General features: G+C 67.7%; 13 protein-coding genes and 1 pseudogene. 10 read left to right on the forward strand and 4 right to left on the reverse strand.

The genetic code is table 11. The features are described 5' to 3' along the window. Positions 1 to 154: 154 nt before the first annotated feature. Entirely contained in the window at positions 155 to 1,234 is a 1,080-nt protein-coding gene (gene hisC, locus E0H92_RS03245; RefSeq protein ID WP_131284055.1) for a histidinol-phosphate transaminase, read from the forward strand. Continuing rightward, a complete protein-coding gene (locus E0H92_RS03250; protein WP_165549677.1) occupies positions 1,231 to 1,941 on the forward strand; it encodes an SDR family NAD(P)-dependent oxidoreductase in 711 nt (236 codons plus the stop codon). Before hisC ends, E0H92_RS03250 begins: the two co-directional genes overlap by 4 nt. Positions 1,942 to 2,067: 126 nt before the next feature. Here the strand turns inward: E0H92_RS03250 and E0H92_RS03255 are convergent, their stop codons facing one another. Next, positions 2,068 to 2,661 (reverse strand): hypothetical protein, encoded by a 594-nt coding sequence (locus tag E0H92_RS03255; RefSeq protein WP_131464321.1) that lies wholly within the window; start codon positions 2,659 to 2,661, stop codon positions 2,068 to 2,070. Between the two features lie 478 nt (positions 2,662 to 3,139). Next, on the reverse strand, positions 3,140 to 4,078 hold the full coding sequence (locus tag E0H92_RS03260; protein WP_131495331.1) for an EamA family transporter: 939 nt from the start codon (positions 4,076 to 4,078) through the stop codon (positions 3,140 to 3,142). Between the two features lie 457 nt (positions 4,079 to 4,535). On the opposite strand from E0H92_RS03260, the gene pdhA reads away from it, so the two are divergent. From pdhA to E0H92_RS03295, 7 genes are all read left to right on the forward strand, one after another. Then, positions 4,536 to 5,699: a pyruvate dehydrogenase (acetyl-transferring) E1 component subunit alpha gene (gene pdhA, locus E0H92_RS03265; protein WP_131464325.1), complete on the forward strand. Its 1,164-nt coding sequence runs from the start codon at positions 4,536 to 4,538 to the stop codon at positions 5,697 to 5,699. A 3-nt stretch (positions 5,700 to 5,702) separates the two neighbouring features. After that, entirely contained in the window at positions 5,703 to 6,680 is a 978-nt protein-coding gene (locus tag E0H92_RS03270) for an alpha-ketoacid dehydrogenase subunit beta (RefSeq protein ID WP_131464327.1), read from the forward strand. Then, positions 6,680 to 8,047, forward strand: a complete 1,368-nt coding sequence (locus E0H92_RS03275; RefSeq protein ID WP_202873503.1) for a dihydrolipoamide acetyltransferase family protein — start codon at positions 6,680 to 6,682, stop codon at positions 8,045 to 8,047. The genes E0H92_RS03270 and E0H92_RS03275 overlap by 1 nt, the downstream gene beginning before the upstream one ends. Positions 8,048 to 8,138: 91 nt before the next feature. Beyond that, positions 8,139 to 8,612: a hypothetical protein gene (locus E0H92_RS03280; RefSeq protein ID WP_131464330.1), complete on the forward strand. Its 474-nt coding sequence runs from the start codon at positions 8,139 to 8,141 to the stop codon at positions 8,610 to 8,612. Between the two features lie 34 nt (positions 8,613 to 8,646). Beyond that, on the forward strand, positions 8,647 to 9,075 hold the full coding sequence (locus E0H92_RS03285) for a MerR family transcriptional regulator (protein WP_131495332.1): 429 nt from the start codon (positions 8,647 to 8,649) through the stop codon (positions 9,073 to 9,075). Further along, positions 9,072 to 10,040 carry an NAD-dependent epimerase/dehydratase family protein gene (locus E0H92_RS03290; RefSeq protein WP_131495333.1) on the forward strand — a complete coding sequence of 323 codons (969 nt, stop codon included), beginning with the start codon at positions 9,072 to 9,074 and terminating at the stop codon, positions 10,038 to 10,040. The genes E0H92_RS03285 and E0H92_RS03290 overlap by 4 nt, the downstream gene beginning before the upstream one ends. A gap of 137 nt (positions 10,041 to 10,177) precedes the next feature. Next, positions 10,178 to 10,951, forward strand: a complete 774-nt coding sequence (locus E0H92_RS03295) for an EamA family transporter (protein ID WP_131464338.1) — start codon at positions 10,178 to 10,180, stop codon at positions 10,949 to 10,951. A 6-nt stretch (positions 10,952 to 10,957) separates the two neighbouring features. Here the strand turns inward: E0H92_RS03295 and E0H92_RS45705 are convergent, their stop codons facing one another. Continuing rightward, on the reverse strand, positions 10,958 to 11,539 hold the full coding sequence (locus tag E0H92_RS45705; RefSeq protein WP_420843812.1) for a carbon-nitrogen hydrolase family protein: 582 nt from the start codon (positions 11,537 to 11,539) through the stop codon (positions 10,958 to 10,960). Next, positions 11,464 to 11,793, reverse strand: a pseudogene (locus E0H92_RS45710) (nitrilase-related carbon-nitrogen hydrolase); the annotation flags it as partial. The pseudogene E0H92_RS45710 and the gene E0H92_RS45705, both read right to left, overlap by 76 nt. Before the next feature lie 223 nt (positions 11,794 to 12,016). On the opposite strand from E0H92_RS45710, the gene E0H92_RS03305 reads away from it, so the two are divergent. Beyond that, positions 12,017 to 13,279 carry an MFS transporter gene (locus E0H92_RS03305; protein ID WP_165549678.1) on the forward strand — a complete coding sequence of 421 codons (1,263 nt, stop codon included), beginning with the start codon at positions 12,017 to 12,019 and terminating at the stop codon, positions 13,277 to 13,279. Positions 13,280 to 13,401 lie beyond the last annotated feature (122 nt).

Below are 13,401 nucleotides of genomic sequence, written 5' to 3' on the forward strand. Positions count from 1 at the left end.
GAACCCTCCTGACTACGTGAGATCTGATTGCCAGATCCCCTGATTGTCCGACAATCAGTCAGTTTGAGGCTCGTGAGACCGCTAGTCAAACGGTGTGCGCGAGGTCGCTTCGGAGAGGGTGGTTCACGGGTGGGGTAAGGACTAACCTGCGGGCATGACCCCTGACAACGAGGTTCGCTTTCGCGCCTGCCTGGACGATGTCGCGGCTTACAAGCCGGGCCGTCCGCCGGAGCGCTCCGACGGTCGCCCGACGTACAAACTGTCCAGCAACGAGAACCCGTACCCGCCGCTGCCGGGGGTGCTCGCCGCCGCGACCGAGGCCGCCGCGCAGATGAACCGGTACCCGGACATGGGTGCCGTCGACCTGCTCGAGGCGCTGTCGGGCCGGTTCGGCGTACCGGTGAGCGACCTCGCGGTCGGGACCGGGTCGGTCGCGCTGCTGTACCACCTGCTGCAGGCGACGGTCGCGGAAGGCGACGAGGTCGTCTACGCCTGGCGCTCGTTCGAGGCGTACCCGATCGCGGTGCAGCTGACCGGCGCGACGTCGGTCAAGGTGCCGCTGACCGCGGAGGCCCGCCACGACTTCAAGGCGATGGAGGCCGCGATCACCGACCGCACCAAGGTCGTCCTGGTCTGTACGCCGAACAACCCGACCGGCCCGGTGGTACGCCGCGACGAGCTGCTCGCGTTCCTCGACGCCGTACCGTCGAACGTGCTGGTCGTGATCGACGAGGCGTACCGCGAATTCGTCCGGGAGACCGACGTCGTGGACGGCGTCGAGCTGTACCGCGACCGGCCGAACGTGCTGGTCCTGCGGACGTTCTCGAAGGCGTACGGACTGGCCGGGTTCCGGGTCGGGTACGCGATCGGTCACCCGTCCGTGGTCGCCGCGATCCGGAAGTGCGCGCTGCCGTTCGGCGTCAGCTACGTGGCGCAGGCCGCCGCGATCGCGTCCCTCGCGGTCGAAGAGGAGTTGCTGGAGCGCGTCGACGCCCTGGTCGAGGAGCGCCAGCGGGTCGTCGCCGCACTCCAGGCCGCCGGCTGGGACGTCCCGGAGACGCAGACGAACTTCGTCTGGCTCGACCTCGGCGAGGACACCGTCCGCTTCGCCGAAGCCGTCCAGGCCGAAGGCGTCTCGATCCGCCCGTTCCCCGGCGAAGGCGTCCGCGTCACCATCGGCGAACCCGAAGCCAACAACCTCTTCCTGACCGTCGCCCGCACGTGGCGCCGGTGAGCGCTCTGGTCTGGATTTCCGGGGCCTCGTCCGGGATCGGCGCCGCACTCGCCGCCGCGGTGCCGTTCCCGGACGCCCGGGTCATCGACATCTCCCGCCGCGGCGGTACGGCGGAACACTTCAAGGCGGACCTGGCGGACCCCGCCGACTGGTCCTGCGTCGCGGAGCACTTCGCCGCCGAGCTGTCGACGTACGACGGCGATCGCGTGGTCTTCATCCACAACGCCGGCACCATCACACCGATCGGCCCGGCGGCCGGAGCAGATCCCGACGCCTACACCCGCGCCGTCCTCCTGAACGCAGCCGCACCCCAGGTCCTGGGCGCCGCCTTCCTCCGCGCCGCTGCCCACCTCACCTGCGAACGCCACCTGATCATGCTCTCCTCAGGCGCCGCAACAACGGCGTACTCCGGCTGGTCGTCGTACAACGCCGGCAAAGCAGCCGTAGAGCACTGGGTCCGCACCGTAGCCCAAGAACAACCCACCAACGGCTGCCAGGTCCTAGCCGTAGCCCCCGGCGTAGTAGACACCCCCATGCAATCCGAAATCCGCTCCACCCCCGAGACCGACTTCCCAGCCGTCTCCCGCTTCCACACCCTCAAGAACACCGGCACCCTAACCACCCCCACAGCAGCCGCCACCGGCATCTGGTCCCTCCTGACGAGAGCCGTCCCCAACGGCTCCTGCGTAGACCTCCGCACCCTCTGAGGGCCCAGACGTAAAGAAGCGGCGCCGGGAGGAGTGAGGCTTGCTCCCGGCGCCGCTTTTGGTGCTCCGAGTCAGTCAATCCACCGAGGTGACTGGTTCGGGTCCTGCATCACTGACCAGGGAGGGTCAGTTGTTCTGCTCGTTGCTCTGCTCGCAGGTCTTGAGCGAGTCGACGGAGTTGCCGTCGTTGTCCAGGCCCAGGATGCCGGTCGGGTTCGACAGCGGGACAGTGCCGCCGATGCCGGTGATGTCGACCTGGTTGTGGCAGACCTGCCACGGACCGAGCTTGTTGTCGGACACGGAGACGACACCGTTGCCGTCGGCCTTGTACCACTTGCGGTTCTGCTCGTTCTCCTGCTCGCAGGTCTTGACGGCGGTCACGCTGTTGCCGTCGTTGCCCCAGCCGACGATGCCGGTGATGTCGTTGGCCGGCACGGTGCCGCCGATGCCGGTGCCGGCACCGAGGTTGTGGCAGGCCTGGAACGCACCGAGGTCGTTGCGGTCGATGGCGACCAGCGAGCCGTCCTTGTGCATGCCCCACCAGCGAGCGTGGCCCTTGTCGTAGCCCTTGGAGGCCGAGGACACCGCGTCGGCCAGGCCCGTGACCTGAGCCTTCTGCTGGGCGTCGTCGAGAACGTTGGCGCTCACGACGGTGGCCAGACCGAGGGTGGCGACAGTCGCCACCGCTGCAGCGGCGACGATCTTACGAGTTACCTGCATTATGCCAGGTTTCCTTTCGGGTTTTGACGGATTCGTCTTAGTGGTAACGACACCTGGCACCGGCGGTTACAAACTTTTTCGTCAACTATTATCGGCGTACCCGTCTGCATGGTAGCCCGGTGATGAGTTCCCTGACGGAGCAACGAATCTTGTGCTGACCAGGCAACTTGCCGGTCATCAGGCGGTCGCGAGAGTGAGCGGAAGTTGAAACGGAAAGTCCCGTAACCGAGCTTCGGGTACGTCGTTGAGTCAGCGCGGGTGACGGATGCCTGCTGAATCGGAAGATTGTTTCGGTGGGCTCGGTGGCTGCCGAATTGGCAATAGCACGATTCGTCGGAATATGTTGGAACCATTGCCGGAGTTTCGCGCCGTGTTTTTCGGGCCACGGTGCGACCGGCAGCCAGACCCGCTGCCGCGCGCATCGGCAGCGGTGGGAGACCCGGGTCCTTTGGGCCCGGGTCTTTCCTTGTCGGCAGTACTAAGAGCGCCGGCGTTCCGACGTGACAACGAGCGCGACGCCGACGATGATCACCGCGCCGCCGAGCAGGATCTGCCAGGTCAGGCTCTCGCTCAGGATCAGCCAGCCGAGGAACACCGCGACGGCCGGGTTCACGTACGCGTACGTGCCCACCAGCGAGATCGGCGCGTTCGCCAGCAGATACGAGTACGCCGTGTACGCGAGCAGCGACCCGAACACCACCAGGTAACCCAGCGCGATCCACCCGGACCCGTGGATCCGGTCGAGGTGCAGCCGTCCCGGCTCGCCACGCAGTACGCCGAGCAGCACCATCGCCGTACCGCCGAAGACCATTTCGTAGAGCGCTGTCACCAGGGGGTCCCGCGGCAGCCCGAGCCGCGGCGCGTACCGCGAGCCGGTCGCCCAGCAGATCGTGCCGACCACCAGGATCGCCACCGACAGCGGCTTGGCGCTCGTGTTGCCACCTGACAACGCGAGCAGCGCCGCCCCGCCGAATCCGATCAGTACGCCGACCCAGGTCATCGACCGCGGCCGCTCGCCGCCGCCGACCCGCAGCAGCATCAGCCACAACGGGATCGCCGCGACCAGCAACGCGGCCAGCCCGGACGGCACCGTCTGCTCCGCGATCGCCACCGCCCCGTTGCCGAAGGCAAGGAGCAGGATGCCGACCGTGGCCGCGCCGATCGCCTCGCGGCGGGTGATCCGGAGCCGCCGCCAGCCCGACTTGAGGGCGAGGCCGGCGGCCATCAGCAAGGCGGCGGTGAGGAAGCGGGTGGCCATCCCGAGCATCGGCGGGATCTCCGCCTCGACGACGACCCGGATCGCCAGGTACGTCGAACCCCAGACCACGTACACGACCGCGAGGGCGGTCCAGATCATCGCGCCCGAGGCGGTCCGGGAACCGGACTCGACCACTCTGGCGGGAGCCGACGCGGCCATCGCGAACCTCCTCGGTGCTGTCAGGGGTGTCTTGCACTAACGATGCTTACGCTATGGCTCGCGACGACTCCCACGCAAGGCGGTATCCGGCCACCGATCCACGGATTCCCGCCAATCGGCAAGCGCCGAGATCCATTTGTGACACTTGCCGTCGACGCGGCCGATCTCTGTAATATGAGCGTGCCGATAGGACCAGTGGATGGACTGGTGTCTCACTGCAGGACCGATTTCGGTACCGCCGTACCCGCCGGAGTCCAGACAGTTAGCGAATCAGGCACCTCGTCGGTACGGTGTCCGGCAAGATGGGAGTGAGACCGGTGAGGAGGTCCACTGCCAGCAGTGCATCAACCCCTGGAATCACGCGGACCAGCCTGCGAAAGCCGCACCCGGCAACAGCGGGGGGACCCGTGCAACGTTGCGGTCGCGGCGATCCCGCGCTCGAACCCGAGGAGTGCATGTGAGTGAGTCGGTGCCGGGCCCTGCCCCGGAAGTGTTCGCGCCCCACGAGGCGCCGGTCAGTCCGCCCCAGGCCTCCGAGGAGGTCGAGTTCGTCCAGCTCCTGACGCCCGAAGGTGAGCGCGTCGAGCATCCGGACTTCACGTTCGACCTGGACGACGAGACGATCAAGGGCTTCTACCGGGACATGGTCCTGGTCCGCCGGATCGACAGCGAGGCGACCGCCCTGCAGCGGCAGGGTGAGCTCGGGCTGTGGGCGTCGCTGCTCGGCCAGGAGGCCGCTCAGATCGGCTCCGGCCGCGCTCTGAACAAGAAGGACATGGTCTTCCCGACCTACCGTGAGCACGGCGTCGCGTTCTGTCAGGGTGTCAACCCGCTGAACCTGCTCGGCCTGTTCCGCGGCGTCGACCAGGGTGCGTGGGACCCGAAGGACAACAACTTCCACCTCTACACGATCGTGATCGGCGCACAGACGCTGCACGCGACCGGGTACGCGATGGGCCAGCAGCGCGACCACGCGATCGGCGACGCCGAGAACGGCGAGGCCACGATCGCGTACTTCGGTGACGGCGCCAGCAGCCAGGGTGACGTCAACGAGGCGTTCATCTGGGCCTCGGTGTTCAACGCGCCGGTGGTGTTCTTCTGCCAGAACAACCAGTGGGCGATCTCGGAGCCGATCGACCGGCAGACCCGGATCCCGCTGTACCAGCGCGCCGCCGGCTTCGGCTTCCCCGGCATCCGCGTCGACGGCAACGACGTACTCGCGACGTACGCCGTCACGCAGCAGGCCCTGAAGCGGGCCCGCGAGGGCAGCGGCCCGACGCTGATCGAGGCGTACACGTACCGGATGGGCGCGCACACCACCTCCGACGACCCGACGAAGTACCGGCTGAACGAGGACCTCGAGCACTGGAAGCTCAAGGACCCGATCGAGCGCGTGCACGCGTACCTGAGCCGGCACGCCGGTGTCGACCACGACTTCTTCGACGAGATCGACGCCGAAGGGGACAAGATCGCCGCCGAGTTGCGCGCCGGCTGCCTCGCGCTGCCGGACCCGGTGCTCACGGACTTCTTCCAGAACGTGTACGTCGAGGAGACTCCGCAACTGGCCGAGCAGCGGGACCAGTTCGCCGCGTACGCCGCTTCGTTCGAAGGCGAGGGCTGAGCGATGACCAAGATCACTCTCGGCAAGGCCATCAACGCCGGGCTCCGGGCCGCGATGGAGAAGGACCCGAAGGTCGTCGTGATGGGCGAGGACATCGGCAAGCTCGGCGGCGTGTTCCGGGTCACCGAAGGTCTGCAGAAGGACTTCGGTGAGGACCGGGTGATCGACACCCCGCTCGCCGAGTCCGGGATCATCGGCACCGCGGTCGGCCTCGCGCTGCGCGGGTACCGCCCGGTCTGCGAGATCCAGTTCGACGGCTTCGTGTTCCCGGCGTACGACCAGATCATCAACCAGGTCGCGAAGATGCACTACCGGTCGATGGGCAAGATCACGATGCCGATCGTCATCCGGATCCCGTACGGCGGCGGCATCGGCGCGGTCGAGCACCACTCGGAGTCGCCGGAGACGCTGTTCGCGCACGTGCCGGGGCTCAAGGTGATCTCCTGCGGCGACCCGGTCGACGCGTACTGGATGATCCAGCAGGCGATCGAGTCCGACGACCCGATCGTGTTCTTCGAGCCGAAGCGGCGGTACCACGAGAAGGCCGAGCTGGACGAGTCCACGCCGCCCTCGCTGCCGCTGCACAAGGCGAAGATCGTTCGGGAGGGTACCGACGCGACGCTGCTCTGCTACGGCCCGATGGTGAAGACCTGCCTGCAGGCGGCCGAGGCCGCGGTCGAGGACGGCCGCAACCTCGAGGTCGTGGACCTGCGGACGATCGCGCCGTTCGACCTGGCGACGATCTTCGGGTCCGTACGGAAGACGCGGCGTGCGGTGGTCGTGCACGAGGCGCCGTACTCGTTCGGTCCTGGGTCGGAGATCGCGGCGCGGGTGACCGAGGAGTGCTTCTACCACCTCGAGGCGCCGGTGCTTCGGGTGACGGGATACGACACTCCCTACCCGCCGTCGCGGATGGAGGACGACTACCTTCCGGACCTCGACCGGGTGCTGGACGGCGTCGACCGGGTGATGGGGTACTGATGGGCGTCCAGCAGTTCCGCCTCCCCGACGTCGGTGAAGGACTCGTCGAGGCCGAGATCGTCAGCTGGAAGGTCAAGCCCGGCGACACGGTCAAGCTCAACGACACCGTCGTCGAGATCGAGACCGCGAAGTCGCTGGTCGAGCTTCCGGTCCCGTTCGCCGGCGTCGTCACCGAGCTGCTCGTGCCGGAGGGCGAGACGGTTCCGGTCGGTACGCCGATCATCTCGGTGCAGACCGAGTCCGCCGAGGGATCTCCGGAAGATCTGGTGCCGACGCTCCCCGAGCCCGAGGAGAGCGGCGGCCGCACCGCGGTCCTCGTCGGCTACGGCCCCAAAACCACCGAAGCCAAACGCCGCCAGCGCAAGCCGTCCGGTCCGGCGGCTCCTGCTGCCGCTGAGGTCCTCGTCCCGTCGGCTCCTGTGCCCGCGCCGGCTCCTGAGCCGGTAGCTGCGCCCGTTGCCGAGCCGGTTGCTGGGGGCAACGGGTCTGTGCATGTGCTGGCGAAGCCGCCGGTGCGGAAGTTGGCCAAGGATCTGGGAATCGATCTGGCCGTGGTGACCGCGACCGGGCCGGGTGGGGTGATCACGCGCGCCGATGTCGAGGGGTACGTCGCGGCGCCTGCGGTGCCGGCTGCTCCGGCGTACGAGCCTGCTCCGGTGGTGAGCGGGCGCGAAGACACGCGCGTACCGGTCAAGGGTGTGCAGAAGGTGATGGCCCAGGCGATGGTCGCCAGTGCGTTCACCGCACCGCATGTGACCGAGTGGATCACCGTCGACGTCAGCGCCACGATGGACCTCGTCGAACGGCTGAAGTCGGACAAGGCGTTCAAGGATCTCCGCGTCTCGCCGTTGCTGATCGTCGCGAAGGCGGTCACGCTGGCGGCTCGCCGTACGCCGATCGTCAACGCGGCCTGGGACGAGCAGGCGCAGGAGATCGTCTACAAGGGCGCGGTCAACCTCGGTATCGCCGCGGCCACCCCGCGCGGGCTGATCGTCCCGAACATCAAGAACGCCGACTCGCGCACCCTGCCCGACCTGTGCCAGGCGCTGAACGACCTGGTCGCCACCGCCCGCGAGGGCAAGACCCAGCCGGCGGACCAGGCCGGCGGCTCGTTCACGATCACCAACGTCGGCGTGTTCGGCGTCGACGCCGGTACGCCGATCATCAACCCGGGCGAGGCCGCGATCCTCGCCTTCGGCGCGGTCCGCAAGCAGCCGTGGGTGGTGGACGACGAGATCGTCCCGCGCTGGATCACCACCCTCGCCCTGTCCTTCGACCACCGCCTCATCGACGGCGAGAAGGGCTCCACCTTCCTCGCCGACGTCGCAGGCATCCTCGAAGACCCGGCCCGCGCACTGATGTTCTGACTGCCTGCCAGGCCCGGGTGAACCCACCCGGGCCTGGCAGGTACCTGCCACGCACGGATCGCACCCGGCGAGCATCCGTACCGTCGGTGGGATGCCCAGTTCAGAGATCGCCCCCGTGCAGACGGTCCGGCTGATGCATCGCAAGAACTTCTTCGGCCGCTCTGCCGGATGGAACAGGGTCGCCTGGGACTACGTCGGGTACATGCACCAGGTACGGCGGCCCCAGGACGGCGACTCGGTGTACCACTGGGTCGGTGACTGTGCTGTGTGCAGCAATCCGCCGACGTACCGCGTCTACAGCGTTGCCGCGACCAAGCGAGTCCTCAAGATCTGGAACACCGCCGGCGGGGTGACTCTGCTGCTCGGCCTGGGGGCGATCGCCCTCGGTATCTGGGGCCCAGTCGACCGAGGCGGGTTCTGGATCGGCGGTGGTGTGGGTGCCGTGTTTCTCGGGCTGATGGTGATCGGGCTTGCCGAAGACTACTTCGGTTTCATCGGGCCGGGCATCTGGTCGTCGGGTCACCCGGTGCATCGCCTGCTCCTGCCGGACAAGACAGAGGATTGACCTCAAGCGCTTGAAGTGTGTGAGCGTGGTGGGCATGACGAGCTTCACCATTCAGGAGGTTGCGCGGCGGAGTGGGCTGAGTGAGCCGACGCTGCGGTACTACGAGGACGTCGGGCTGGTCGGTCCGATCGATCGGGACGCGAGCAGCGGGCACCGGCGGTACGGCGATGCGGACGTCGACACGCTCGAAGCCCTGGCCTGTCTGCGCGCGGCCGGGGTGAGCATCGAGGACATGCGCACCTACCTCGCCAACCGCGCCCGCGGCCGGGAAGCGGCGGCCGAGCAACGTGACCTGCTGCTCCGGCACGCCGTACGGATCGAGGCAGAGATCGCCGCGCAACGCGTGCGGCTCGCCTATCTCCGCGGCAAAGCCGAACTCTGGGACGCTCGCGATCGAGGCGACGAGGCCGCGGAGACCGCCGCGATCGAGCGGCTCGTCAGCGTGGTCGGTGAGCTCCGATGAGCCCGGTTCTGGTCACCGGCGGATCCGGATACCTAGGCACCCACCTGATCGCGCGGCTCCTGCTCGACGGACACGAGGTGCGTACGACGGTGCGCTCGGCGGCACGCTCCTCCGCGGGTGTGCGGGCCGCCGTATGTCGTGGTGGCGCGGACGACGCTCTGTTGGAGATCGTCGAGGCCGACCTGATGTCCGACGACGGGTGGAAGGCCGCGGTCGAAGGATGTGCGGAGATCCATCACGTCGCATCCCCGATCCCCGTCGTACAACCGGAGGATCCAGACGAGCTGATCGTCCCGGCTCGCGAGGGAACGCTGCGCGTGTTGCGGGCGGCGCGGGACGCCGGCGCGCGACGCGTCGTACTGACGTCGTCGTTCGCCGCGATCGGATACACGCCGAAGCCCGGCGCCGAGTTCACCGAGGACGACTGGACCGATCCCGATACGCCCGGTCTCGCGCCGTACCCACGCTCGAAGGCGATCGCCGAACGCGCCGCCTGGGACCTGATGCGCGACGCCACCACCGAACTCGTAGTCGTCAACCCGACCGGAATCTTCGGCCCGACCCTGACCACCGACCTGCGCTCGTCCACCCACCTGATCAAGATGATCCTCGACGGCACCATGACGGTGGTCCCACGCGCACGCTTCGGAGTGGTCGACGTCCGCGACGTCGCCGACCTGCACGTCCGCGCGATGACCACACCCAATGCCGCAGGCAACCGTCTCCTCGCCGTCGCCGACGGCCCGACGGTGAGCTTCCTGGAGATCGCCCAACTCCTCCATCGCCACCTCGGCGTGCCCGTCCCGACCGCAGAGGCGCCCGGACCCGACCTCCCGCGGCCGATCATCCACAACGACCGCGCCCGGAGACTGGGTTGGCGCCCGCGCCCGATGGGCACGACCGTCGTCCAAACAGCGGAGAGTTTGCGCGACCTCGGTTTGCTGGACGGGGCGGTTGCCCACTGAGCCGCAGCCTTGCCCACTGAGAATCTGAGTGGGCAACCCTCCAGCTCAACGGGCAACCAGCCGGGTGAGAGGGTGTGGGGGTGGTGGTGATCTTGGTCGTGCTTGGGGCGGCGGTGTTGCATGCCACTTGGAATGCGATGGCTCATGGGGCGCCGGATCGGGTGGCCGGGCTGGCGTTGTTCGAGCTTGCGGCGGGGGTGATCGGGCTCGTCGCGGTGCTCGTGATGGGGCTTCCGCCGGCCGGGACGTGGTGGTACATCATCGCGTCCGCGCTGCTGCATCTCGCGTATCTCGGTGGATTGCTCGCGTCGTACCAGCTCGGTCAGTTCAGCCAGATGTACCCGTTGGCCCGCGGTACGTCGCCGTGGGTCGTGGCCGTGGTGTCGATCGTCGTACTGCACCAGACCCTGGCCGTACTGGAGTTGGCCGGCGTACTGCTCGTGTCGGCCGGGCTGATCGCGCTCGTGTTCATCGGCCGCCCGGGACGCGGACAGGTCCCCGCGCTGTTCGCCGCGATCGGGACGGGGCTGATGATCGCGTCGTACACGGTCGTCGACGGGCTCGCCGTCCACAAGATGCCGGTGGCGACGTACATGGGCTGGGTGTTCATGCTGCAAGGGTTCGCGGTCCCGCTGGCGGTGCTGTTGTGGCGCGGTCCAAGAGCCTTCGACCTACCCCGCGCCGCGATCCTCTCCGGTCTCGCGGGCGGGGTTGTCTCGATGGCGGCGTACGGCCTCGTCCTCTGGGCGCAGACCCGCGGCACCTTGGCCGCGATCGCCGCCCTCCGCGAAACCAGCATCATCTTCGGCGCCATCATCGGCGCGATCTTCTTCCACGAACGCTTCGGCCCCAAACGAGCCGCCGCCGCAGCCGTCGTAGTCGCCGGCATCATCCTGATCACCACCGGCTGACCATTCTCAGATACAGGTCCGGTCGGTGCTCCGCGGGTCGTTGACTGCGCGGCTGCGGTAGATCTCGCCGGCCACGGCGTCTTTACGCCACGGTCGAGCCTTCTCGAACCACATCGCGAAGTCGGGCCGGTTCAGATCGGCGTACACCACGCCCTCACCGCCGTCGACCTGTGCAAGGTAGCGACCATCCGGACCGATCACACCAGAGTTCATCAGATGCGCTGTCTGTGAGGGCAGGGCCATGGCGACCCAGTACGTGTTGATCGAGGCGTGCGCGCGGGCCTTGACCTCGAACACCTCGTCGGCGGGGTAGGCGGAGAACAGCAGGCAGTCGACACCGAGTTCGCCGTACTGCGCGAACAGGTCGGGGAAGTTGATCTCGATGCAGATCGCGCACCCGAACCGGAACCCGTCGACCTCGAAGACGACCGGGTCGAACCCGGGGCTGTAGAAACGGGTGATCTCGGTGTGCGAGCAGAACCGCTTGTCGTACCGATCGACGCCTTTCCCGCGTCCGAGATCACGTACAGGCTGTTGTGTGGCCGATGCGGTGGAGTCAGCGGGTGCGCGGAGCCCAGTACGACCCAGATGCCGAGCTCCCCGGCCAGTACAGCGATCTGCTCGAGTTCGTCGCGCACCGCCGGCCAGTCGACGTCGTCCCAGTCCTGGATCTGTTCCTTCGCGTATCCGGACAGGAGACCTTCGGGGAACTGCACCAGCCGAGCTTCCGCACCGGCTGCTTCGTGCATCAGCCGCCGCACCGTACTGCCGTTGTGACGGGCGTCCGCGGTGGCAGTCGTCTGAGCGACCGCGATGCGAAGGGATTGCTTGCGTGTAGTCACTGTCGTCCTTCAAGCCCCGGCGCACAGCTCTCCAGCAACCACGCCCGAGACAATCGGACCAGCGACAACGACCTGAGACCAAGGTCCCTTTGCCTTCACAACAGACCGCGCTGGAGACGATCACCGAAGGTTCGGCGCAGGCCACGCCGGGGCATATGCTGCCCGCTCGCCAAACCTGTCGTCAACCTTCGTGTCCCATCTTTCGGTCGGGTTTACTGGGCCGGTGAAGGTCCAGTGGCGTGTGTTGGTCGACCATCGGGACTTCCTGCGGTTGTTCGTCGGCAACTCGGTCTCCTTGCTGGGATCGAGCGTGACGACTGTTGCCTTGCCCTTGACCGCAGTACTGGTCCTTGGCGCATCGCCGGTGCAGATGGGTTTGCTGGGGGCGGTCTCGTTCCTGCCGCACCTCGTGCTGGGTCTGCCGGCAGGAGTATGGGTTGACCGGCTGTCGTACCGCCGAGTCATCGTCGGTGCTGATCTGTTGGCCGCCGCCGCGCTGACAGCGGTGCCGATTCTGGCGGCGACGGGCCTGTTGCAGATGTGGCAGTTGTACGTCGTTGTTGTGGTCACCGGGACCTGCAGCCTGTTCTCGGTGATCGCGGCGCAGTCGTTCGCGCCCGTCCTGGTTTCACGCCGCGAACTGCTGGCAGCCAACAGTGCGCTCGCGCTCAGCAACTCCGTCGTCGCCACCAGCGGCAATGCTCTCGGCGGCGTCCTGGTCCAGCTCCTCACCGCCCCGGTCGCGATCGCCGTTGATGCCGCATCGTTCCTGCTGTCGGCGCTCTCGAACGCGCGGATCACTGTCGCGGGCCGGTCTGTTGCCGACTCGGCCAAGGAGTCGATGGTCAAGGGCATCTGGGGCGGCTTCCGGGCAGCGCTCGATCACCCCGCGCTCCGGGCGACCACGATCGCCGCGACCGTCGGCGCTCTGGCCGGTCAGATGCAGGGGGTGATCGTGGTCCTGTTCCTGGTCCGCGATCTCGGCCTGTCGGCCGGCCTGGTCGGCCTGGCCTTCGCGGTGTCCGGGCTCGCCGGAATCGTTGGCGCCACCATCGGAGTACAGATCACCGGCCGACTCGGCAACGGGCCTGCCTTCATCGTCGGCACGACGCTCTCGAGCCTGGCCGGCTTGGTAATGGCAGCCGCCGGCGGACCGCCCGCACTGGCGCTGGCGGTGGTGATCCTCGCGCAACTCCTCCGCGGCTGGGGCCCGTCGCTGTGGGGAATCAACCAGCAGACCATCCGCCAAACCCTGACCCCACCAGCCCTCCTCGCCCGAACCCAAGCCACCTGGCGCTTCCTGGTCCACGGAATGCAACCGATCGGAGCCCTCCTAGGCGGCGCCCTCGCCACCTTGACCAGCTTCCGCACCACCCTCGCAATCAGCAGCCTCATCATGCTGACCAGCGCCGTACTCGCCCTACTCAGCCCTCTACGAACACTCCGCGAACTCCCCGACGCCGACACCGCAACGCACTCTCGTTGACAACCGCGCGCCGCCCAGAGGTGCAGGTGCGCGGTGAGCTGTCGCGGTGGGGAAAGAAATGGTCGCTCCGTGCAACATTATTTCCCCGCGCCTGGGGTACTGCTCGGATCTCGAGCAGCAGC

The organism is Kribbella speibonae (genome assembly GCF_004331375.1).
Classification (GTDB): Bacteria; Actinomycetota; Actinomycetes; order Propionibacteriales; family Kribbellaceae; genus Kribbella; species Kribbella sindirgiensis.

What these genes read in the sequence shown, in the direction of transcription:
- hisC (WP_131284055.1), top strand. Translation starts at nt 155, where the DNA reads ATGACCCCTGACAACGAGGTTCGCTTTCGCGCCTGCCTGGACGATGTC.
- E0H92_RS03255 (WP_131464321.1), bottom strand. Translation starts at nt 2,661, where the DNA reads ATGCAGGTAACTCGTAAGATCGTCGCCGCTGCAGCGGTGGCGACTGTC.
- E0H92_RS03260 (WP_131495331.1), bottom strand. Translation starts at nt 4,078, where the DNA reads ATGGCCGCGTCGGCTCCCGCCAGAGTGGTCGAGTCCGGTTCCCGGACC.
- E0H92_RS03270 (WP_131464327.1), top strand. Translation starts at nt 5,703, where the DNA reads ATGACCAAGATCACTCTCGGCAAGGCCATCAACGCCGGGCTCCGGGCC.
- E0H92_RS03275 (WP_202873503.1), top strand. Translation starts at nt 6,680, where the DNA reads ATGGGCGTCCAGCAGTTCCGCCTCCCCGACGTCGGTGAAGGACTCGTC.
- E0H92_RS03280 (WP_131464330.1), top strand. Translation starts at nt 8,139, where the DNA reads ATGCCCAGTTCAGAGATCGCCCCCGTGCAGACGGTCCGGCTGATGCAT.
- E0H92_RS03285 (WP_131495332.1), top strand. Translation starts at nt 8,647, where the DNA reads ATGACGAGCTTCACCATTCAGGAGGTTGCGCGGCGGAGTGGGCTGAGT.
- E0H92_RS03290 (WP_131495333.1), top strand. Translation starts at nt 9,072, where the DNA reads ATGAGCCCGGTTCTGGTCACCGGCGGATCCGGATACCTAGGCACCCAC.
- E0H92_RS03295 (WP_131464338.1), top strand. Translation starts at nt 10,178, where the DNA reads ATGGCTCATGGGGCGCCGGATCGGGTGGCCGGGCTGGCGTTGTTCGAG.